Origin of the sequence: Methanolobus psychrotolerans (assembly GCF_002243045.1) — an archaeon.
Lineage (GTDB): Archaea > Halobacteriota > Methanosarcinia > Methanosarcinales > Methanosarcinaceae > Methanolobus > Methanolobus psychrotolerans.
This window is the reverse complement of record NZ_MBKP01000009.1, coordinates 1-22662: the sequence shown is the minus strand read 5'-3', so window position 1 is coordinate 22662 and position 22662 is coordinate 1. Positions and strand designations below refer to the sequence as shown.

At 45.5% G+C, this 22662-nt stretch carries 16 protein-coding genes; 7 read left to right on the top strand and 9 right to left on the bottom strand.

Annotated elements, in window-relative coordinates:
* Positions 1-59: 59 nt before the first annotated feature.
* The 4 genes from BB781_RS04810 (at position 60) to BB781_RS04795 (ending at position 4265) form a co-directional block, all read left to right on the top strand.
* Positions 60-1007, top strand: coding sequence for a 1-phosphofructokinase family hexose kinase (locus BB781_RS04810; protein ID WP_094227372.1), 948 nt, complete (start codon positions 60-62; stop codon positions 1005-1007).
* A 21-nt stretch (positions 1008-1028) separates the two neighbouring features.
* On the top strand, positions 1029-2741 hold the full coding sequence (gene glgP, locus BB781_RS04805; protein ID WP_094227371.1) for an alpha-glucan family phosphorylase: 1713 nt from the start codon (positions 1029-1031) through the stop codon (positions 2739-2741).
* A gap of 225 nt (positions 2742-2966) precedes the next feature.
* On the top strand, positions 2967-3368 hold the full coding sequence (locus BB781_RS04800) for a DUF1699 family protein (RefSeq protein ID WP_094227370.1): 402 nt from the start codon (positions 2967-2969) through the stop codon (positions 3366-3368).
* A gap of 51 nt (positions 3369-3419) precedes the next feature.
* Positions 3420-4265, top strand: coding sequence for a DMT family transporter (locus BB781_RS04795; protein ID WP_094227369.1), 846 nt, complete (start codon positions 3420-3422; stop codon positions 4263-4265).
* Here the strand turns inward: BB781_RS04795 and BB781_RS04790 are convergent.
* Positions 4257-5027 carry a DUF1638 domain-containing protein gene (locus BB781_RS04790; protein ID WP_242492529.1) on the bottom strand — a complete coding sequence of 257 codons (771 nt, stop codon included), beginning with the start codon at positions 5025-5027 and terminating at the stop codon, positions 4257-4259. The two genes, BB781_RS04795 and BB781_RS04790, sit on opposite strands and share 9 nt — an antisense overlap.
* A gap of 487 nt (positions 5028-5514) precedes the next feature.
* Between BB781_RS04790 and BB781_RS04780 the strand changes: the two genes are divergently transcribed.
* Together BB781_RS04780 and BB781_RS04775 are read left to right on the top strand one after the other, a co-directional pair.
* Positions 5515-6846, top strand: coding sequence for a type IV pilin (locus BB781_RS04780; RefSeq protein WP_094227366.1), 1332 nt, complete (start codon positions 5515-5517; stop codon positions 6844-6846).
* A gap of 216 nt (positions 6847-7062) precedes the next feature.
* Positions 7063-7503 (top strand): universal stress protein, encoded by a 441-nt coding sequence (locus BB781_RS04775; RefSeq protein ID WP_094227365.1) that lies wholly within the window; start codon positions 7063-7065, stop codon positions 7501-7503.
* 222 nt (positions 7504-7725) lie between these two features.
* Here BB781_RS04775 and BB781_RS04770 read toward each other — a convergent pair whose 3' ends face one another.
* Positions 7726-8175, bottom strand: a complete 450-nt coding sequence (locus BB781_RS04770) for a YqaA family protein (RefSeq protein WP_094227364.1) — start codon at positions 8173-8175, stop codon at positions 7726-7728.
* A gap of 91 nt (positions 8176-8266) precedes the next feature.
* On the opposite strand from BB781_RS04770, the gene BB781_RS04765 reads away from it, so the two are divergent.
* Entirely contained in the window at positions 8267-9769 is a 1503-nt protein-coding gene (locus BB781_RS04765; protein ID WP_094227363.1) for a PEGA domain-containing protein, read from the top strand.
* A gap of 95 nt (positions 9770-9864) precedes the next feature.
* On the opposite strand, the gene BB781_RS04760 is transcribed toward BB781_RS04765, so the two are convergent.
* From BB781_RS04760 to hdrA2, 7 genes are all read right to left on the bottom strand, one after another.
* Complete coding sequence (locus tag BB781_RS04760; RefSeq protein ID WP_094227362.1) at positions 9865-11046, bottom strand: argininosuccinate synthase; 1182 nt, start codon at positions 11044-11046, stop codon at positions 9865-9867.
* A gap of 26 nt (positions 11047-11072) precedes the next feature.
* Complete coding sequence (gene carB / locus BB781_RS04755; RefSeq protein WP_094227361.1) at positions 11073-14297, bottom strand: carbamoyl-phosphate synthase large subunit; 3225 nt, start codon at positions 14295-14297, stop codon at positions 11073-11075.
* Positions 14297-15394, bottom strand: a complete 1098-nt coding sequence (gene carA / locus BB781_RS04750) for a glutamine-hydrolyzing carbamoyl-phosphate synthase small subunit (RefSeq protein ID WP_094227360.1) — start codon at positions 15392-15394, stop codon at positions 14297-14299. The genes carB and carA overlap by 1 nt, the downstream gene beginning before the upstream one ends.
* A 91-nt stretch (positions 15395-15485) precedes the next feature.
* Complete coding sequence (locus BB781_RS04745) at positions 15486-16523, bottom strand: TolB family protein (protein ID WP_164997775.1); 1038 nt, start codon at positions 16521-16523, stop codon at positions 15486-15488.
* Between the two features lie 46 nt (positions 16524-16569).
* A complete protein-coding gene (gene gatE / locus BB781_RS04740; RefSeq protein ID WP_094227358.1) occupies positions 16570-18471 on the bottom strand; it encodes a Glu-tRNA(Gln) amidotransferase subunit GatE in 1902 nt (633 codons plus the stop codon).
* An 89-nt stretch (positions 18472-18560) separates the two neighbouring features.
* On the bottom strand, positions 18561-19892 hold the full coding sequence (locus BB781_RS04735) for a 4Fe-4S binding protein (protein ID WP_242492528.1): 1332 nt from the start codon (positions 19890-19892) through the stop codon (positions 18561-18563).
* Positions 19889-22249 carry a CoB-CoM heterodisulfide reductase HdrA2 gene (gene hdrA2 / locus BB781_RS04730; protein ID WP_094227357.1) on the bottom strand — a complete coding sequence of 787 codons (2361 nt, stop codon included), beginning with the start codon at positions 22247-22249 and terminating at the stop codon, positions 19889-19891. Before hdrA2 ends, BB781_RS04735 begins: the two co-directional genes overlap by 4 nt.
* Between the last annotated feature and the right edge of the window lie 413 nt (positions 22250-22662).

Below are 22662 nucleotides of genomic sequence, written 5' to 3'. Positions count from 1 at the left end.
TTGTGAGGATCAGATAGAGATATCCATACCGTGCAAATATTATCAATGGAGAATTACCCATGAAGAAGATCGTTACCCTGAATATGAATCCTGCCATTGACAAAAGCACTACTACCGAACATGTGATAGCTGAACACAAACTGCATTGCGGCCCTGCCAGCTATGAACCAGGTGGTGGCGGTGTTAATGTCTCCAGGGCCATAAAAAAACTTGGAGGAGAGTCACTGCTTATCTATCCGGCTGGTGGCATGTCTGGTAAGATGCTAAATGAACTTCTGGAACAGGAAGAAGTGGATCAGTTGTCCTTGCCCATAAAAGGGATCACACGGGAGAACCTTATCGTCCTTGAGGAATCCACAGGACAACAGTTCCGCTTTGGAATGCCTGGTCCTGAGCTTAAGCGGGAGGAATGGGAACAATGCCTTCAAGAAATCTCCTCGCTCAGCCCTGCTCCGGATTATCTGGTAGCCAGTGGAAGCCTTCCTTTGGGTGTGCCATCAGATTTCTATGCACGTGTCGCACGTGTAGGGAATGAGATAGGAGCAAAGGTTATCATTGACGCATCAGGTGATGCCCTTGAACATGCGCTTCATGAAGGTGTGTATCTTATCAAACCCAATGTTCGCGAGTTCAGGGAGCTTGCAGGCAACGATATAAAAGAAGAGTTACAGATATCAGAAGCAGCTCAGAGAATGATCAGGGACGGAAAGTGCGAAACGATGGTCATATCCCTGGGTGCAGCCGGCGCTCTGCTTGTTACCAGGGATAACGTGGAGCACATTGTTCCACCAACCGTGCCCATCAGCAGCAAAGTAGGAGCAGGTGACAGTATGGTGGCAGGTATTGTCCTGGGCCTGTCCAGGGGAGACAAACTGCGTGAAGCTGTTCTATACGGGATAGCTGCAGGTTCTGCTGCTGTGATGACACCTGGGACAAAACTATGCCGAAAAGAAGATACTGAACGCCTCTATGCAAAAATGATATCAGCACCTAAGAAACTAATGTAAATAAGGATATGGAGAATGAAAATGCAGGATATGCTCAATGACAGAAGTAGTGTGGCATACTTTTCAATGGAGATAGGTATTGACGAAAAGATACACACCTATAGTGGAGGACTTGGTATACTTGCAGGTGACACTATACGCTCAGCTGCTGATCTTAAGGTGCCTATGGTCGCAATTACTCTCCTCTACAGGATGGGACACTTTCATCAAAAACTGGGGAAAGATGGATGGCAGCATGAGGAGCCGGATCCCTGGCCTGTGGAAGAGCTCATGCAGGAGATGCCCGCAAGGATCTATGTAGTTGTCCATGGAAGAACAGTTCATTTGAGGGCCTGGAAATATGAGATTAAGGGTATAGGCGGTTTTGTAGTTCCTATCTACTTCCTTGACGCAGACCTGCCCGGGAACTCTGAATGGGATCGGACACTCACCCACCACCTCTATGGAGGAGATAACTACTATAGATTATGCCAGGAACTGATACTTGGTGTAGGCGGAGCCCGGATGCTCAATGAGCTTGGCCATAAGAATATCCGCAGTTTCCATATGAACGAAGGACATTCTGCACTGCTTACCCTGGAACTGCTTGATGAGGAAGCTAAAAAGGCTGGCAGGGATCATGTGCTGGAAGAGGACTGTAAAATAGTTAATAAAAAATGCGTATTCACCACCCATACCATCGTTCCTGCAGCCCATGACAAATTCACCAGAGAAATGGCAGAGATGATCCTTGGAAAAAGAGATGATTTCTTTGGATTGCCGGGGGTACTGTATAATGGAAATACTCTAAATATGACATACCTGGCCCTTTATATGAGTCGCTATATAAACGGCGTGGCCAAAAGTCATGGGAAAATTTCGGGGGAACTTTTTACTGGCTATTCAATAAATTCCATCACCAACGGCGTTCATGCAGACACATGGGTCTCAGATCCATTCCGTAAATTGTTCGATCATTATATTCCCATGTGGCAAAAAGACAATTTCAGTCTTCGCTATGCATTGAGTATCCCAAAGGAAGAGATATGGGGAGCTCATATGCAAGCCAAAAGGAAACTAATGGACCATGTCAGCAATAAAACCGGATCATACATGGATGATAATGTACTGACAATTGGTTTTGCAAGAAGGGCTGCTAACTACAAGAGGGCTGACCTGCTGTTCCATGATATTGAACACTTAAGGAATATCTCAGACAATGCCGGGAAGATCCAGGTGATCTTTTCAGGCAAAGCACATCCTGCAGACCATGGCGGGAAGCAGCTCATAAAAAGGATATTCCAAGCAAAACATGCCCTTGCCAACGATATAAAGATAGTTTATCTTGAGAATTACAACATGGATCTTGGAGCACTGATAACCTCTGGGGTTGATATCTGGCTTAACACTCCAGAACCACCCAAAGAAGCCTCCGGTACAAGCGGGATGAAAGCCGCCTTAAACGGGGTCCCCAATCTGAGCGTGCTGGATGGGTGGTGGATAGAAGGGAATATAGAAGGAGTGACCGGCTGGGCAATAGGTAATGGTGCTTCCACAGCCACTGAAGAGAACAAGCACTTACAGGACGCGGCATCAATGTATGACAAACTGGAAAGCATCATCCTTCCTATGTACTACCATGACCGCAACAGTTTCATCGATGTGATGCGTAATTCAATTGCCATCAATGGTTCTTTCTTCAATACCCATAGGATGATGCAGGAATATGTGCTCAATGCATATTGCTGCTACTAAGAGATGAATGGATGAAGAATGGATCATGGACTTTATGTCGGATTATTGTAAGTAATTTGAAAGGGTAATGAGATAGATAGCATTGACTGTACAAAAGAGGAAGTTTTTTTGGTGGATCGTCCTGCTATTTATGGAAGTTATGGAAGTTATTAAATATTATGGGTGCGACTCGAGTGAAAATCGATTTTTAAGATTGTGTAAGTATATTGGAGACAATAGATAAAAATGAAAATCAGAGTTGTAAGTTCAAAAGAAGAGATAAACACTCTTGGACCTAACGAAGAGATCGTGCATCTTACATTCAGACCTTCAAACACCGATATCTTATCCCTGGTGACAAAATGCCCAAGTGTAAAAGCGCTTCATGTTCCTCCATCCTATAAGAATACCATTTCCAGATCCACCGGGATGTTCCTTGAAATGAAGGGTATTGCACTTATCGAGGGTGATGTATGGGGTCATCGCAAGGATATCAACGAGTACTCTGAGATCTCACAGAGCGTCTATGACCACATTGACCAGTACAGGAAAGAAGGATTTTCAGACAAGGAGATCGAAGCAAAGATGGACAGAGAACTGAATATGAGTCCTGACTTGCTCCGGTTCATTCTTAAGAACAGACAGTGATCGTGCTCGAGGGAACTTTCCCGCAGTTGTGATCTATCATGGAGTAAGCACTTGATACCTGCCGAATTTCTTGTTGTGTTCTTTGGACTTATCTCTGCAGCTTCATGGGGAGCTGGAGATTTTAGCGGGGGTTTTGCCTCGAAGAAGGCAAATGTTTATTCTGTTGTTTTGATCACACAAGCAGTTGGAGTTTTTCTTTTAGCAGGATCTGCCTACGTACTGGATGAACAGATGCCTTCTTTAAGTGGCATGATCTGGGGGGGCCTTGCGGGAATTTTCATAAGCATTGCCTTGTTAGCCCTGTATAAAGGACTGTCACTAGGCAAAATGGGCTTTGTAGCTCCGGTATCTGCTGTTGTAGCTGCAAGTGTACCGGTTGTATATGGTGCCTTCTATGAAGGACTGCCTGCGATCCAGCAGATCATAGGTTTTGTAATTGCCCTTATAGCAGTATGGCTTATCGCAGGTAACAGTGAAGGTATCAGGATACAGAAAAAAGACCTATACTTACCCTTTGCTGCAGGAACGGGATTTGGCCTTTTCTTTGTAACCATAGACCACGTGAGCGAAAACGCCGTTCTCTGGCCACTTACTGCTGCCAGGATCGCTGCTGTGGGAGTACTGCTGGCATTCATCATCCTTTCCGGCCAGGTGGAAATGCCTTCCCGCAGTGTTCTGCCTGTTGTTCTGATTGCAGGTGTTTTTGACACCGGTGGGAACACATTCTATGCACTTGCCTCCCAGGCAGGCAGGCTTGATATCGCATCGATCACTTCTTCACTTTATCCTGCTGGCACGGTGCTGCTTGCCTGGTTGATCCTTAAAGAGAAACTGGCACCCAGGCAGTGGGTTGGTGTGATCTGTGTTCTGGCGGCAATTATTCTGATATCACTCTAAATCGTTTAACATTGTGATATCTTTTTTAATGGAATGATAGCATTCTTCAGCTATTTTCGTGGAACCATTATACAATATTTGTTCAAAGCCAAAGAGGGAGGCAAATTCATCTACGATGTTCCCAAACTCTTTTTCGTAACATAATCCTGTATCAACCTTACCGACATTTTTATAACCGGAATAATCAAAAACCATTTTCATCATTTCGGTATCTTCCGGATTGGGTGCTAATTTCGCAAGAACAAGCATTTCCCTCCAGTTAGCCGCCTGCATTGGTGTAAGGAAGTATGTTCCTTCTCCTCTTTTGTCACCTATAACAGCCTCAACATAAGTACTCCTGTTCTCAAAGGCAGCACATATACAATCATCTACAATGTTCCCATGAGCATCTTTAAGTATCCTCACAGGAATACCCAGATAAGCAAAATCCTTTTCAAGTGAACCAAGCACATTTCCACAGAGACCATAAAAGACAAGTATACCGTCAAATAATTCTCCCTTCTCTTCGATAGCCCTATAAACTTTTTCTTTTAAAAGCGGAGGGTTAGCATCCAGTGCAAACTCCAATAAATTCAGGACTACTACAAAGTCATTTGTGGAACAAAGTTTTGAAGGCAGATCCTCAACGGATGTTTTTTGATATTTTACAGATACTTCATTTAGCTTCTTTTCAATTCCTTCAACGTTCTCGTTATCAATTAGTATCAAGCAGGCACTCTTATCTTTCTCTTCGAATATATGGACAAGTTCATCTTCAAACATACGACAGGATATCAGATACAACAATGGCATTTTTCGAACCTTCCCTTTTATTTTTTGGAACACGGAACTCCTACAACCCACAAGTGCAGTTTTTCCACAGGTAAAAAGCTGACCTGATGAAGCGTGATATAATTTATGAGGACTTCTATATTAACATCACCATTATCCTGTGCAATTCGGCGAAGCAATCTTCATTTATTGATCAGGCTGCCTGTAAATCTGTTAAATGTCAAAACGCAAGATATGAGATCAATAAAGCGTTGTTCCATGATCCTGAAACAGGCTATTATATCGGGAGAAAAGTAGCTTGGTAAATAGAGCAGATATAATATGCCATGTTTTTATATATTATACATGATAATAACTATATACAAGCTGATAGTGGCCAAAAGTAAAAGAGATATTACAGTACAATTACAGTACAATTACCGTGCCCAGCTTTTCTTAAGAATACGCATACCTTAATATCCATTACACAGACCATTTAATGATACAGGTCCGCATGAACCGTCACAACAGTACATTTCTTAAAAATACAGATGCTGTCTCCGAAATCATTGGAGAGGTACTGATGACAGCTATTGCTGTACTTGCATTCTCAGTGATCACTGTGTTCATATTCTCATATGCCACTCCCCTGGAAAAAGTACATGCTGACATCCAGGGCTGGGTCGATGTGGATTCTGACACTATTTATCTGCGTCATGCAGGCGGAGAGAGAGTAGACATACCTGAAGTCCGCCTGTTACTGGACATCAACAACACCCGAAGGGAGCTTTCATCCTCTGAGCTGGAACAGATTAAACAAAGTGCCACCTGGGATCTTGGTGAAATTATAAGGATCAATGCTTCACAACTGTGGTCATATAATATCGGCCAGGATGATTACGTTGCTATTGCCCTTATCACTACGAATTCAAATCTTGTGATCAAAAGCGGGACCCTGCTTGGAGACAGCATGAATGTTATTCCGTCGGGAAATACTTCAGCACCAACACCGTCACCGACAGCTCCGGTCCTGTCCGGCCAGAATCCTTTAACCCCATACCAGAGCAATACCTCACAATCTGTAACCTTCAATGCAATCAGCAGCCAGTCCTCCATAAATGAATTCCTCCTGAATGGCCAGCACTTTGCATGGTCCAACGGAACCAGTCCATCCTATACAAATACAAGTGCATCTGAGGGCACATATACGGTAACACTGATAGCTAAGAACAACACAAATCCCCTTCTTACCGATTCACTGACATGGACATGGACTGTAGTATCGGATACATCTGCACCTGTCCCGGGAGTGAACATGCGTCTGCAGAAATCCTACAAAGGAGGATATATTGCAGATGGGAACTACATCCAGTTCAAGACCGGAGGCGGTGGCAGTTCGATAACTATCGATGGTGTCCCAACCAGCATCCCAAACAACAGAAATGTCATGCTTGTTATGAACGGCCACCAGACATCAGGCGAATCAGATATAAGCATCTCTGGCTCGTCCCGAAAGATCACAACATATGACTTCAATGTTAAGTTCTATATGAACGGTGTCCTGACAGATACAGGGGATATAACAAGTATTTTCATAAGTAAGGCCGACAACTTCGAATCCACATTATCGTATTACCTGCCTGCAGACCTCTCCCAGACCTATTTCACTGAAAACGGGGGCAGTAATGTACTCATTGGCTGGTACCCGCCGAATGGTTCTGAGATCCGGCTGTACGACATAAGACCTTCAAATGGCATCGATTTCCGGCTCGAGTTCGATCCAGGTTACACTTACATAAACGGGTTCGATGCGAATTATACGATCGGTTGATTGCCATAGGTCCCACAATCCAGTACAAAGGATAATTACAAAAATACAGGTGAACTGAACGCCGAAATATCTACAGATCAGTTTACTCCGCATCCTACTTTTTGGTTAATTTATCATCCCGATATCTGCTTTTGATTTCCTCAGGTATATTCTTTGATGCTTGACCCAACAGGTATATATTTCGTGAAAATAGAATAATTATTAGGGGTTAAAAGCATGAGTGCAGAAATAAGAACAATAGCAGTGGCTACCGATGGATCGGATAAAGTAAAGAACGCAGTGGAATGGGGTATAGGACTGGCAAAAGCGAACGGTGCTAAGGTCAGTGCTCTTTATGTTGTGCCTCATACAGGTGTTACTCTTGCCATGCGTGGGGAGATGTGGTCAAAAGCACTTGAAAACCATCTGAAGGAAGTAGGTGAGAAAGCTACCGGATATGTAGCGGATGTCGGCAAAAAGGAAGGAGTTAAAGTAGAGCCTGTGATCATTGAAGATAAAACACCTGCAGACGGTATTGTCGATTTTGCTACAGAGAACAACATAGACCTGATTGTGATGGGAACATTGGGAGTTACAGGGCTTGGTCATATCCTGCTTGGAAGTGTCGCAGAGAATGTAGTACGGCATGCAAAAAGACCAGTACTTGTTATTCCGTAAACTACCAACCATTAAAAAGCGTGGCTTCCAGGTCATTGCCAAACCCAACGATTTGGCCTCACAAGCGTTTACCGTAGTTCATACTGTAAGATCGAGAATAATGATAGTAGCATTGCCTCAATGATTACACGACATAGATACTTTTTTTGTTTGCGGACGTAACTCATCAACCTGTTTCATTTAGAATCAGCCGGCAATCAGCAAAAGAGAACTTTATACTGCTCAATACCTGCTGGCAATGTAGGCAACAACCGTGTACCTGAAAAGTTTTCCTGCGAAGACAAGGATGGCAAAGTAGCTGAATCTGTACCGTAAAAGACCTCCGGCAACAGTGATGGCATCACCTATACCTGGCAACCAGGTGAAAAGAAGCGAAAAAGCGCCATATTTCATGAACCCTTCTTCTGCACGCTTAAGTTGCTTATCGGATATATGCATGTATTTGCTTATTAATAGAGTCCGTCCTGTGGATCCGATGTAGTATGAAGTACATGCTCCCAGGAAATTTGCTATTGATGCAACAAGAACGACAGCATAGATATTGAAATTACCAAGGACCATTAATACTACAAGACCTTCAGAGCCAAGTGGCAATATCGTTGAGGCAAGAAAACTTGTAATGAAGAGGCTTATGTATCCATAATCAGTTAGCAGTGGCATTATATCGACCATTGTATCTCTCACCTATTTTGCAAAGTTATAAATACATTCTTTATATATTTACTTATTGTTTAAAAGTGCATATATCATTCGGGGAATTTTTATGTTGGTAATTCAGTGTTCAAAAACGACCCTTCCATTAAACGTAGGAAGAACAGCATTGATATTGTTAATCCTTTTGTTCATGTCATCCCCGGCACATGCAGGAACACCTGTGGTTGTTACCCAGATAGGTTTCACCCCTGCCCTCTATCCAGGTGGATCTGCAACTTTGAGTGTTCTTGTATCAGAGGTTGGTGGGAATGACTGGGTAAAGGATGTCACTGTATCTGTCCAGGTATCACCTTCCAGCGGGGTTGCCGGAGGTTCAGTTTCACAGGGCATATCCAGAATAGGAACAAGTTCGAGTAAGTCATTCTATTTCCCCATTGAATTGAGCGATACTGCAACACCAGGGACACGAACTATAGCTGTCACGGTCAAGTACTATGAGATGGACCTGTTCAATATCAATACCTTCGGACCATATTACATACATGATCAACAATTTTTTACCATAAATAATCCATATGGACAGATAGCTGTCAGTACAACGCCGCCTGATGTTGACATCTATCTTGACGGAAAATATGTAGGCAGATCACCTATGACCATCTCCAGTGTGATGAAAGGAAAACATACTGTTCTCCTAAAAAAAGATGGCTATAATGATCTGAGTACCAGTGTCGATGTCACGGCAGACTCTCAAAGTTCACTTTCAAAGGAACTTTCTCAGAAAACTGGCAGTGTGAGTATATCAACTGATCCAAGGAGTGCCTCTATCAGCATAGATGGCAGATATACAGGAGTTAGTCCCCTAACACTGGACGCACTCATACCTGGTTCACATACTATTGCTTTGAGTATGAACGGTTACAGAGATGTGTCTGATTCCTTTTATATCAATGCAGGCACTTCAACAACTTATTCTATGGTATTAGTTAAAAAAAATGGGAATATCGATATCGATTCCGCACCATCGGGTGCAAGCGTATATCTGGCCGGTACTTACAAGGGAGTAACACCCATGTATATTGAAAACATCCCTCCTGAAACATATAATATCCGGCTGATAAAAGAAGGTTATAAGGATCTGGACAGGACGGTTACCGTAAAGGATGGAGCCACTGCCTCTGTCTCAGTATCAATGGACCGCCTGAGCCTCTCAGAAAAAGTTACTGCAACGGTAAGTGGTGGTTCTGCATCAAGTTCATCCATTTATAGTTCTTCGAGTTCTTCGACAAATGCTTCTTCCGGCATCAGTTCCCAGCTACCAGGAATAATGATTGTGGCCCTTATCATCCTCATTTTCATAAAGTTCCTTAGCAGGAGCGCCAAAAACATGAAAACAAAAGATGATGGGACAAAAGCACATGCCGATGGCCAGACAGTGATACAGAACATACATTATGGAGACAGGATAGAGACACATATAAAAGATTCTGTTGTCCAGCGTTCCAATATTGGTTCCAGGATTACCTCCTGTCCTTATTGCGGCAGTACAATGCCATCAGAAGGCAATTTTTGCATGGCATGTGGTAAGAGGATAAAGTACATGCCGAAATGAAGTTATATTTATCTGATTTTTCCGGAACAACAGGAAATGTAAAAATAAAAAATGAGCAGAAAATGGATGAATTGCCGGTTTCCCGGCACACGATCCTACTTTTCAACAACCTTCTTATACATCCTTGCCTGGAAACCGTGGTACTTTGCAAACCCTTCCGCATCCTTCTGGTTGATGGTCGCACTGTCAAAGGATACGAGGTCTTCTGAGTAGAGTGCATACGGGGATGTGCGTGCAAGTATCATGACGCTGCCCTTGTGCAGTTTCACGGTCACAGTACCAGCTACACGCTGCTGTGTCTTGTTAATGAAAGCGTTCAGGTCATGGTAGAGCGGCTCGTCAACAAGGCCATAGTAGGCAAGCTCTGACCACTGTTCATCCACGCCTTTCTTGAACTTCAGCTCTGCTCTGGTGAGCACAAGCTTCTCAAGATCCTTGTGGGCTGTAAGGAGCACTGTGGCTGCAGGGTGTTCATAGTTCTCACGTGCCTTAAGTCCAAGGACACGGTCCTCGATCATATCGGTCCTGCCAACACCGTGGGAACCTGCTATCTCATTGAGCTTCATTATAAGCTCGACACCGTCCATCTTTTTCCCGTCAAGGGAAACAGGGACACCGTTCTCAAAACCAATAACCATGGTCTGTGCTGCAGGAGCTGATTCAGGGGACACGGTCCACTTGTAGATCTCCTCAGGTGGTATGTATCCGGGGTCTTCCAGCTTACCGCCTTCGATACTGCGGCTCCAGATGTTCTCATCCACACTCCATGGCTTTGCGGCTGTGACGGTCACAGGTATGCCGTGTTTCTTTGCATACTCTATTTCCCACTCACGGGTTAGGTTCATGTCCCTCATTGGTGCGATGACATCCATGTCGGTCAGGCGGAAGATTGCCTCAAAACGAAGCTGGTCATTACCCTTGCCGGTACATCCGTGTGCAAGTGCAACAGCATTTTCCTTCTCTGCTATCTCAACGACCTTCCTGGCAATGAGGGGACGTGCAATGGATGTGCCCATCACATATCCTTCATAGTCGCCGTTAGCCCTGATGAGCGGGAAGATGTAATCCCTGACAAACTCCTCACGCACATCAAGGGTGAAATGCTTGTCACTTATCCTCTGTGCTTTCTCTTCAGCCTGCTTAACATCTTCTTCCGGCTGTCCCACATCTACTGCTACCGTAACAACTTCATCGTAGCCGTATTCCTCTTTGAGCAGCGGGATGCACACAGAAGTGTCAAGTCCGCCTGAATAAGCAAGTACTACTTTCTTTGTCATAATATCTGATCCTGAATACAGGAGACCTATGCGATCTCCCGGTGATACTCATTAATTGACTTAACGTCTCCCTCACCCTGTTTCATGGCGACGATCGCGTTGGATGCTGCAATAGCGGCCTGGATGGTGGTGATGTAAGGTACCTTGAAATCAACAGCTGCACGGCGTATCCTTGAACTGTCCTCACGGGATAGTTTGTCATTTGGGGTATTGATGACAAGAGCAACCTCATACCTGCGCATCATATCAATAACATTGGGGCTGCCGTCATGGACCTTCTTCACAATGCCCATTTCGATACCATATTCAGAAAGGGAATCTGCCGTACCTTTTGTACCCAGCAGTTCGATACCTGTATCCCTGAGCTTGCGTGCAACATCAATAAGCTGTTCCCGGTCCTCATCCCTTACTGAAAGGAATACCTTTCCCGTAAGCGGGAGCAGGTTATCAGCGCTGAGCTGTGCCTTGAAGAATGCCCTTCCATAATCGTAATCTATACCCATGACCTCTCCGGTACTCTTCATTTCAGGACCAAGCACAGGGTCTGCTCCGGGGAGCTTGTCAAAGGGCAGGAGAACTTCCTTCACAGAAACATGATTGACTTTAGGCTCATTGCATGTTGAATAGCCCTGCTCCTCCAGGCTCTGTCCCATGATAACACGAGCTGCTATCTTTGCAAGAGGCAGGCCAACTGCCTTAGACACAAATGGTATGGTCCTGCTTGAACGGGGATTTGCTTCAAGGACGAAGACCTTGTCCCCTTTCTTTGCCATCTGGATGTTCACAAGACCCTTCACATTCAGTGCAAGTGCGATCTTGCGGGTATAATCGCGTACAATTTCAAGAACCTCTTCTGAGAGTGACTGCGGCGGGATAACACATGCAGAGTCACCTGAGTGAACACCTGCTTCCTCGATGTGTTCCATGATGGCACCAATAAGTACGTCCTTGCCGTCACATACTGCATCAACATCTATCTCAACGGCCCCCTCAAGGAAATCGTCGATAAGTATTGGGTGTTCTGGTGAGACTTTCACAGCCTCACGCATGTAGCGCTCCAGGTCATTCTGGTCATAGACGATCTCCATTGCACGGCCACCAAGCACATAGGAAGGGCGTACCAGTACCGGGTATCCGATCCGTGTGGCTATCTCAATGGCCTGGTTCTGTGATGTGGCGTAACCCGCATCCGGCTGGTTGATCCCCAGCTTGCCCATCCTCAGGTTGAACTTCTCACGGTCCTCTGCCACATCTATATCTGCAGGAGATGTACCAAGAATAACAGTCTTAAGATCAGTGCGCCTATTAAGTTCCTTTTCAAGAGGAAGCGCAAGGTTTACGGATGTCTGCCCTCCAAACTGCACAAGCACAGCATCAGGATTTTCTTTATCGATAACATTCATCACGTCTTCAAGTGTGAGGGGCTCAAAGAAAAGCTTGTCAGATGTGTCATAGTCAGTAGAGACTGTTTCCGGGTTGTTGTTGATGATATGGGTTTCGATACCTGCCTCACGGATAGCTGCAACCGCATGAACCGTGCAGTAATCGAACTCTATTCCCTGTCCTATGCGTATAGGTCCTGAACCGAGTATCAGTATTTTCTTACGGTCGGAAGGGTCTGCTTCACACATCTGTTCGTAACATGAATAATAATAAGGAGTTTCTGCCGCAAATTCCGCTGCACATGTATCTACCATCTTGTATGTGCTGGTGATACCTGCTTTGCGCCTCTGGTCATTGATCTGTTCACGTGTCTTGCCGGTAAGTTCGGCAATACGGGTGTCAGTAAGCCCGATGCGTTTAGCATCCCGCATCATGTCATCAGATACGTTTCCGGAGAAACCTTCTTCTCTGACCATGTCTTCCATATCAATAATGTTTTTAAGCTTCCTGATGAAGAATATATCAATACCTGTTAACTGGGATACATCTTCCACTGAGAAACTATTGCAAAGAGCATGGTACATTACGAACAGGCGCTCACTTGTAGGCGTCTGGAGCAGGGTTTTTACCTCATTGTTGGACCACTCATCGGTACCAAAGTCCATTTTGATATCAAGGGAACGCACAGCTTTTAATAGTGACTCCTCGATGGTGCGTCCAATAGCCATTACTTCTCCGGTGCTCTTCATGGCAGTGGTAAGGGTCTTGTCCGCATTAACGAACTTATCAAATGGCCACCTGGGTATCTTCGTAACGATGTAGTCGATTGTAGGCTCAAATGATGCAGGTGTCTTCTTGGTCACATCGTTGAGGATCTCATCCAGTGTCATGCCGATAGCTATCTTTGCTGTAACCCTGGCTATAGGGTAGCCTGTTGCCTTTGATGCAAGGGCTGATGAACGTGATACACGTGGATTGACTTCCACTATACGGTAGTCGCCATCCTTTACAGCAAACTGGATGTTACAGCCACCCTCAATACCTAATGCCCTTATGATCTTAATGGCAGCGGTCCTTAACATCTGGTGTTCCACATCACTGAGGGTCTGGGAAGGGGTAACTACAATAGACTCACCGGTGTGTACTCCCATTGGGTCAAGGTTTTCCATATTACAGATAACTATGCATGTATCATTGGAATCACGCATTACCTCATACTCGAATTCCTTCCAGCCCAGAACACTTTCCTCTATCAGCACCTGGCTGATACGGCTTCGGCGAAGACCCCTTTCAGTAATTTCAAGAAGTTCTTCCTTTGAGTGAGCGATACCGCCGCCTGCGCCACCAAGAGTATATGCCGGACGGATGATAAGAGGAAGTCCGAGTTCATCTATAATTTCTTCTGCTTCCTTGAGCGTGGATATGGCCCTGCTGCGGGGTACTTTTTCCCCTATCCTCTCCATTGTCCTCTTGAACAGCTCACGGTCTTCGGTATTCTTGATCGCGTCAAGGGGAGTTCCAAGGAGCCGGACATTGTACTTCTCAAGGATCCCATGCTCTGCAAGCTCACTTGTTATATTAAGGCCGGTCTGTCCTCCTATACCTGCAATGATACCGTCAGGTCTTTCCTTTGCGATGATCTTCTCCACCGCTTTTACTTCAATGGGTTCGATGTAGACCGCATCTGCCATCTCGGGGTCGGTCATTATAGTTGCGGGGTTTGAGTTGACAAGCACAACCTGCAGTCCTTCTTCCTTAAGTGACCTGCATGCCTGGCTGCCGGAGAAGTCAAACTCTGCGCCCTGCCCTATCATAATAGGTCCTGAACCTATCAGGAGTACTTTTTTAATGTCTTCACACTTTGGCATTATTTTTTCCCTCCTGCAAGTTTGAGTACCTTTTCAAAGAATATCTTTTCTGAATCAAGCGGTCCGGGGTGCGCATCCGGGTGGTACTGTACACTGAATATGTCCAGATACTTATGGGCAATACCTTCAACGGTCTTGTCATTTGTATTGAACTGAGTGATCGCTACTTCTGCCTCTTCAAAGGAATCACCATCAACCGCAAAACCGTGGTTCTGGGAAGTGATGTGCACTATTCCGGTTTCCAGGTCCTTTACAGGCTGGTTTGCGCCCCTGTGACCGAATTTCAGCTTGTATGTCTCTGCTCCAAGTGCGAGGGAAATTATCTGGTGGCCCAGACATATACCGACTATCGGTAACTCGCCTGCAAAGTGTTTTACAGCTGATATCGCGTCCTGTGCCTTTAACGGGTCTCCTGGTCCATTCGAGAAGAACAGGAGGTCAGGCTCATAGGACTGGATCATTGAAACCGGCGCATTGCCCGGTACAACGGTCACATCCATTCCCCTTGCCAGCAGACTCCTTTCAATGCTCAGCTTACGGCCACAGTCCACAAGGACCACATTGAGTGGGTTTTTCGGGTCCCTGACCGGGCTTTCAAGCCGAAATGGCTGCGGGCAGGATACCTGTGATATGAAATCGATATCCGATATGCTCTTCTGGGCACGTGCTATCCTGACTGCCTCCTCGCCATCGTCACTGCCGTTGATAAGAGCTGCGCGCATTGTCCCGTGTTCACGGGTCTTTATAGTTAGCATTCGTGTATCCACGCCTGCGATGCCGGGCTTGCCTTCGTCTTCCATAAGCTGGAAAATGGTCTTTTTTGACATGTGGTGGGACGGCTCGGGACACGCCTCCCTGACCACAAGACCTTCAGCTTTTACACCATCGGATTCAAAACAGTTGTTACTGACACCGTAATTGCCGATGAGAGGATAGGTGAACATAAGGATCTGGCCTTTATAGGAAGGATCTGTGAGAGCCTCCTCATAGCCAGTGTATTGAGTTGTGAAAACAAGTTCCCCGGAAACGATACCTTCAGCACCGAAACCAGTGCCTTTAACAATTGTCCCATCTTCTAATCCTAGTACTGCATTCATCTTTAGAACCTGCGAATAGATGTGATGAATAGGCTATAAGCGTTGCGATGAGTTTTTTACTTTTTACAGGAAGTAAAGTACAAAAGTAAAGTTATGAGATCTTGCGCATAAAAGATCCGACAATCAAAAAAACAAATCCAAAAGATACCAAAAGTACTATACCTATGAATTCTCCGGGCTTGTTTACAGCATATTCACGCAAATTTTCAACATGTGCATTGTTGATTTCCCTTTCTTTCGCTTCTACAGGCACTTCAGAATTTTCAAATTCTATCTCCTCATTTCCAATGGTCATAACCCATATATTGTATTTCCCGGTCCTGTCAGACACATAGGCTATTTTCCGGCCATCCGGACTCCATGAAGGAGCTCTTTCTGAAGAAAGATCACTTGTCAGTTGCATTTCAGAGCTGCCAGTGGAATCCATAATCCACAGGTCATAATCCCCTCCAAGATCAGAGGCATAGGCAATTATTTTCCCATCCGGGCTATAGGCGGGTTCAACGTTGTTATACGAGTCATTTGTAAGTTTAACTGGCCTTACAGCATCGATACCAATTGTCAAAATATCCCCCATGGAAGAATAGACAATTGTACTCCCATCAGGGCTCCAGGAAGGAGAACTCTCGTCAACTGCAGCATCAGTAAGCCGGACCTTATCGGTTCCGTCAGTTGTCATGACCCATATATCATAATTGCCAGAAGCACGTGAAGCATATGCCAGTCTGGTGCCATCCGGACTTACGGAAGGTGCTCTGGAATCTGTGGTTTCTGTAAGTTTGAGACCGTTATTACCATCCCGATCCATCACATGGATACTAATATAGCGTGCAGAATAGGCTTTTTTACTTTCCGTGGCAAAATAGATCTTTGTACCATCCTCATTGAACTGTGGATCCCCTTCCCAGGCAAGCCCGTCGTACAGTTTCTTTTGTCCGGAACCGTCACTGTTCATAATCCATATTGCCTGATTGGCAGTATAGACTATCTTCTTTCCATCCGGACTCCATGAAGGATGACCGGCACCTGTGGTACTGGTAAGCTTTTCATCACTTTCAATGACAAGAGTTCCAGATCCAAATGATACAAACAAAACCAAAAAAACAAGCAGGAAAAAAAACCTGCTCAATAATTCTCTGAACCTGATCGTAAAAGAAATACACATCGAAAATATATTATGTAGCCATATATTTATTAATCTTTTGTTTCAGAATTTCGTTCAAAATCTTACCGTCAACCTTCCCGCGAACCTCAGCCATCACTACACCCATAAGAGGACCCACAGCCCCCAAACCCTTCTCTCTCACAAAATCCTGGCGCTGCATTATGACAGACTCCACCATTTCCTCGACTTCAGACACATCCAGATTTCCAAACCCCATCTTTGAGGCTGCATCCTTTGCAGACATTCCCGGTTCAACGGCGATCGTACGAAGCAAACCGTCAATAGCTTCCTTTGCAACCCCGCCTTCCGCAAGGAGGCTGAACACTTCTATGAAGTGACTGTCCTCAAGTTTGTCTGTTTCCACACCGTCACGTTTCAGTTCGGGCAGCGTTCCTGTAAGTGTCCTAACCACCAGAGTTGCATTGACGTATTGGTTATCGCCTATGAGTTGGATTATCTCTTCAAACAGTGGAAGGTATGTTGAATATGCCATTTTCTCGGCAAGCTCTCGGTGAAGCCCTAACTCCGACTCGAATCGTTTTGCCCTTTCGGTGAGAAGTTCGGGTTTTTCAATTGAAGCGAAATATCCGGCCGAGATATTCACCTGTGGAACATCGGTCTCAGGATACATCCTTGCAGCACCTGGAAGCGGTCTTAAATAAGAGTTATTCCCATCCGGAAGTGCCCTGCGTGTTTCCTCCGGTACACCTTGCAGTGCCTCCTTAGCACGGGCTATGACACTTTCCATGGCACCCCTGGCACGCTCCTCACGGTCTGCAACCATAATAACAGCATCATTCTCACCGGCACCAACTTCTGTGCGCAGTGCCTGCACTTCCTCTTCAGTTATACCATAATTTGGAAGTTCATCAGTATGGAATATGCCCCCCACACCTGATGTCTTTGCACGGTCTGAGAATTCGGTACCAAGACGCCTTCCCGGTTGTACTTCCCTTCCCACAAATCCGTCAAAGCCGCGCAGAAGTATAGCATAGACCTTACCACTCCTGATGGTCTTTTTGACAACCTTGGACTGCGTTTCCATGAATAGTTCAGTTACATCGAAAATTGTGTCACATACGGATGCGCCACGCTCCAGAAGTTCACCTTTAATTGCAAGGAGATTGACCTGTCGCTCTACTTCACGCTCAACCATGGTCTCTATCATATCAAGAGCCTGCACGCCTTTAAGTTCCACACGTGCACCCTTTGCAATGGATATGTTAACGTCCTGGCGAATAGTTCCAAGACCACGTTTCACTTTTCCTGTGGAACGCAGCAGCATACCGATCTGCTGTGCAGTTTCCTTTGCGTGTGCCGGGGAGATGATATCCGGGTCTGTACCGATCTCAACCAGTGGAATGCCAAGGCGGTCCAGGGAGTATATTATAGAATCGCCTTGATCTTCTATCTTCTGGCATGCCTCTTCCTCAAGGCAGAGCACACCCACACCAACCGGGCCAACAGAAGTATCAAGATAACCATCCTTGGCTAGGAAAGCAGTTCTCTGGAAACCAGATGTATTGGATCCGTCAACCACTATCTTGCGCATTACGTGCACCTGGTCCACAGGTACCATATTCATCAGCTTTGTAATACTAAGCGCAATGTCAAGGGCTTCCCTGTTTACTTCTGTGGGAGGCTCATCATCGTTCTCTACAAGGCAGGTGGTATCATATGCTTTGTAAACGTACTTACGCCTGAGCTTGGACTGTTCCAGGGCAGCCCTGTCAGTTTCTCCCATCTCACTTGCTGTAGGGCGAAGATAACGGAAGAATTCGTGGCTGGATTCTTCTATGTTCCGTATCTTTGTGGGGCACCTGCAGAAAAGTTTCTCTTTTGAGTCCAGTTGCTGGTGAATCTCAAGACCGCATTTCAAACCCAGTTCAGCATAGTTGAATTTATCATTCATGGAAAATCTCACCGTATAAATGAATAATTAGGATCTTTTGAATTATAGTTAAGATATCTACACAACAAAACGCGCACGCAGGTATAAAGTTATTGTTCGAAGTTCCGTTTGATTTCCTTCTGTATCTTTTTACGGAACTCTTCACGCACATCATCAGAAGGACAGTCCTCAAGCATTTTCCTAAGCTTCACATTGTCAAGCAATGGTTTTGCCTTTCCGATACGTTCCTTTGCCAATTTAAGGAGTGAAACATCAACTCTGGGAAGTTCCACTTCAACATGCTCTTTATGGACTTCCTTCTCAACTTCAAGAGCCCTGGAAACATCCGGATAGTTCCTCTTTTCAGTTACCATGGAATCCACAGCATCCTTCCACTGGCCGGCCCAGGGAGAATCCGGAATATCTGTATGATGCACCTTTGTCCTGACAACTTTCATAACATCCTTGGGACATGCATTGACACAGGCACCGCAATAGGTACAATAATCCTCTTTTATTGCGATCTTAGCTCCATTTTCGGGTACATACCACAGGTGGGAGGGACATACATTGAAACACCCATGGCAACCCTGAGGATCACATTTATCGATGTTGACTTCCACCAGGGTAAGCTGACCCTCAAACTGTTTTTTGATATCCACAGCATCATAAGGACAGACAACCTGGCACCAGGTGCATCGGGTGCATTTCTCATCATCCACAGTGACAATTCCCTCGATCTGCGGAGCTTCGCCTCTTTTTTCGCCTTTGACCTTTATGGCATCCTCGGGGCACAGATCCTGGCAGAGCACACAGTAATCACATTTATCCTCATCAACAAGAAGCAGGTCAAATGGCTTTGGATCAGTTGGAATTGCTTCCTTTTCCACAAGAAGGAAAGCATCACAGAACTCCGCACATAAGCCACAGAAATTGCATTTCTCAGTGTCGATCTCTATCTCACCTTCTGCATCTTCCTTAAAAGGTGCTATCTCCTCTTTTTTCGGGAAAGTGAACTGCACGTCTATGGCCTCCTCCGGACATGCTGCCCTGCAAAGTGCACATGGCAGGCATTTTTCGTTCATGATAACATAGGAGTCATATTCAGGGAAATCTTCCTTTTCAGGAAAATCGCCTTCTGCAGTCATTTTAAAGGCATTGACCGGGCAGAAGTTGGCGCACATGGAACAGAAAGTGCACTTCTCAAGATCCATCATCACAGGAGGGGCATCAAGTCCTGTGGATATCTCCTGCATAGGGCCAAGTTCCAGAGCCTTTGTAGGGCAAAGACCCACACATATCCCACAACCCACGCACCTCTTATAATCATAATCGAGGAACTTCACAGACTTATCAGTTATCTGGCGGTATATGAAATGAGAACCCTCTATATCCATGTCCTTATCAACACATAGAGAGCTTTCCCTGCATTCTCCGGTCACTGCTTCCCCTCCGTGTCCCTGATCTCAGAACCTATTGGACCGATCTTATCCAGATAGTCAACAAAGCCTACAATGGAGCTGGCAAACCTCTCACCTTCGGAGGCCGATATCCATTCCACATTGAGGCGTCCAGGGTCTATGCCCACGTCCTCAAGCACTTCCTTCAGTGCTTCCATCCGGTGTTTTGCGTTATAATTCGCAAAGATGTAATGACATTCTCCCAGCCGGCATCCGGCAACAAGTACACCGTCAGCACCGCTTTCAAGGGCTTCAAGTACAAAGGAGGGGTCTACACGCCCGGCACACATGACACGGATGATGCGGATATTTGTAGGGTATTGTATTCTTGATGTGCCTGCAAGGTCTGCACATGTATAACTGCACCAGTTGCAGAGGAAAGCCACAATAAGCGGGAATTCGGATTTGACCTCGGTGGCAGCATGTATCTGGGCGATTATCTGCTCATCAGTGCTGTTACGCATCCATATGGCATCGGCGGGACAGGATGCACTGCATGCACCGCATCCCATACAGGAGAGTTCGTCAACCACAGCTTTGCGGTCAATGAGGTTTATTTTATTGAACTTACATGCATCCACACAAATACCACACCCTATGCACCGATCAGGATTCACATGGGCACTTAGGGGGTCCATTTCCAGCTCGCCTTTTGCCAGCAGTTGCATGACCTTGGCAGCAGCAGCACTTCCCTGCGCTATGGATACCTGGATCTCCTTAGGACCAGAAGCACAGCCTGCTATGTATATACCTTTTACATGCGAATCAACAGGGCGCATCTTGGGATGTGCAATAGAGAAGAAACGGTCTGTGCGTCGTGTAAGGTTCAGTACTCTGGAGATCCTGTCAGCATCTTTGACGGCTTCCATGCCTGTTGCAAGGACAACGAGGTCATAAGGGTCCTGGCAAATCTCACCGGTAAGAGTATCCTCATAGCGCAGGTTTGGCCTGCCCTGGCAATCCCGCAGTATCTCGCCTACTTTGCCACGGATGAAATTGACACCCATTGCCTGGGTGCGTATGTAATATTCCTCATACATCTCCCCTGACGCACGTATGTCTATGTAGTGAATAGTAATGTCAATATCAGGATAACGTTCCTTGAGCAACTGGGCATTCTTCATGCTGGACATGCAGCAGACCCTGGAACAATAAGGATTGCCTACCTGCTCGTCCCTTGAACCGACGCACTGGATGAATGCGACTTTTTTCGGTATTTCCATTGTTGACGGGGAAAGTACCTTGCCTCTTGTAGGACCGGAGGCGTTGAGAAGGCGCTCTAGTTCCATATTAGTGATCACATCAGGATAGATGCCATAACCATACTCCTGCTTTCGTGATGCATCAAAATGGCTGTACCCGGTTGCAAGGATAATAGCACCGACTGTGAATTCAAGCTTTTCTTCTTTCTGGTGATAGTCAACAGCATCTGCCGGACATGCCTGTTTACAGAGTCCGCAGCCTACGCAGAACTCACTGTCAATATAGACGACCTGTGGAACTGCCTGGGGGATAGGCATATTGATGGCTTTTGTTTTCCCAAGCCCGAAGTCAAACCTGTTGGGTATCTCCACCGGGCAGACACGTCCGCATTCATCTACGCAGCCTTTGCATTTGTCCTCTATGACATATCTGGGCTTTGCAGTCACTGTAACATGAAAATTGCCTACAGGGCCTGTGACCTCGGTAACTTCTGCAAGGGTGATGAGGTCGATGTTTGGATGTTGGTTCACATCCGTCATCTTTGGGGCAAGCACACAGATAGAGCAGTCGTTGGTAGGGAATACCTCATTGAGCAGTGCCATCTTCCCGCCGATGGTTGGCTCTTTTTCCACCATAAAAACGTGATAACCGGAGTTGGCAAGGGTCAGTGCCGCCTCTATTCCTGCAACACCCCCACCGATAACAAGTACATCCTTTGTAACAGACACTTTCTTAATCTGCAGCGGATCCAGCAGTTTGAGCCTGGCTATGCCCATCCTGATAAGATCGAATGCCTTCTGGGTTGCCATCTGCGGATCTTCCATGTGCACCCATGAACACTGCTCACGGATATTGACCATCTCAAGCATAAAAGGATTAAGACCTGCTTTCTCCAGCACCCTCTTGAATGTCTGCTCATGCAGATGGGGAGAACAGGCTGCCACAAGAATATGGTTCAGGTCATGTTCCTTTATGTCCTGGACTATAGAATCCTGTCCCGAATCAGAACACATGAACTGTATGTCCTTTGCAACTGCAACACCATCCAGCTTACTGACCTTGTCCCGCAGTGAGTTGACGTTTATAGTATGTGCTATGTTCAGCCCGCAATGACAGATATATATTCCAATTCGCATATTGTTGGCTCCTTACAGCAGGAAATGATGACTTTAGGAGAGATATAGTTTTGGATAAAAGATGAAGAAAAAGACAAAATTTGTTGTTCTTGAATGATTACCTATTAGTCAAGAAGCATAGGCAGATAATTGTATCTTAGCATCCAATTTAATGGATTAGTGTGCACAACTATTAAAAAATCGGTAACTATTCAGCCTAGCTCCCTTCCACCAAGCTGATTTCTCTCTCTACGATCAATTCTGCAATATTGGAATAAGTGAACCCTCATAGAATATTGCATTAATTGAGTCTATAACAGACATGGAATTCTTGCTAACAGTAGAAACGTATCCTCTTATCCGGCAGAAATTTCTCGCACCTTGTTCACTACGGAAGGTACCGGATATCTTCTGTTGTACTTTCGTCATTCTGA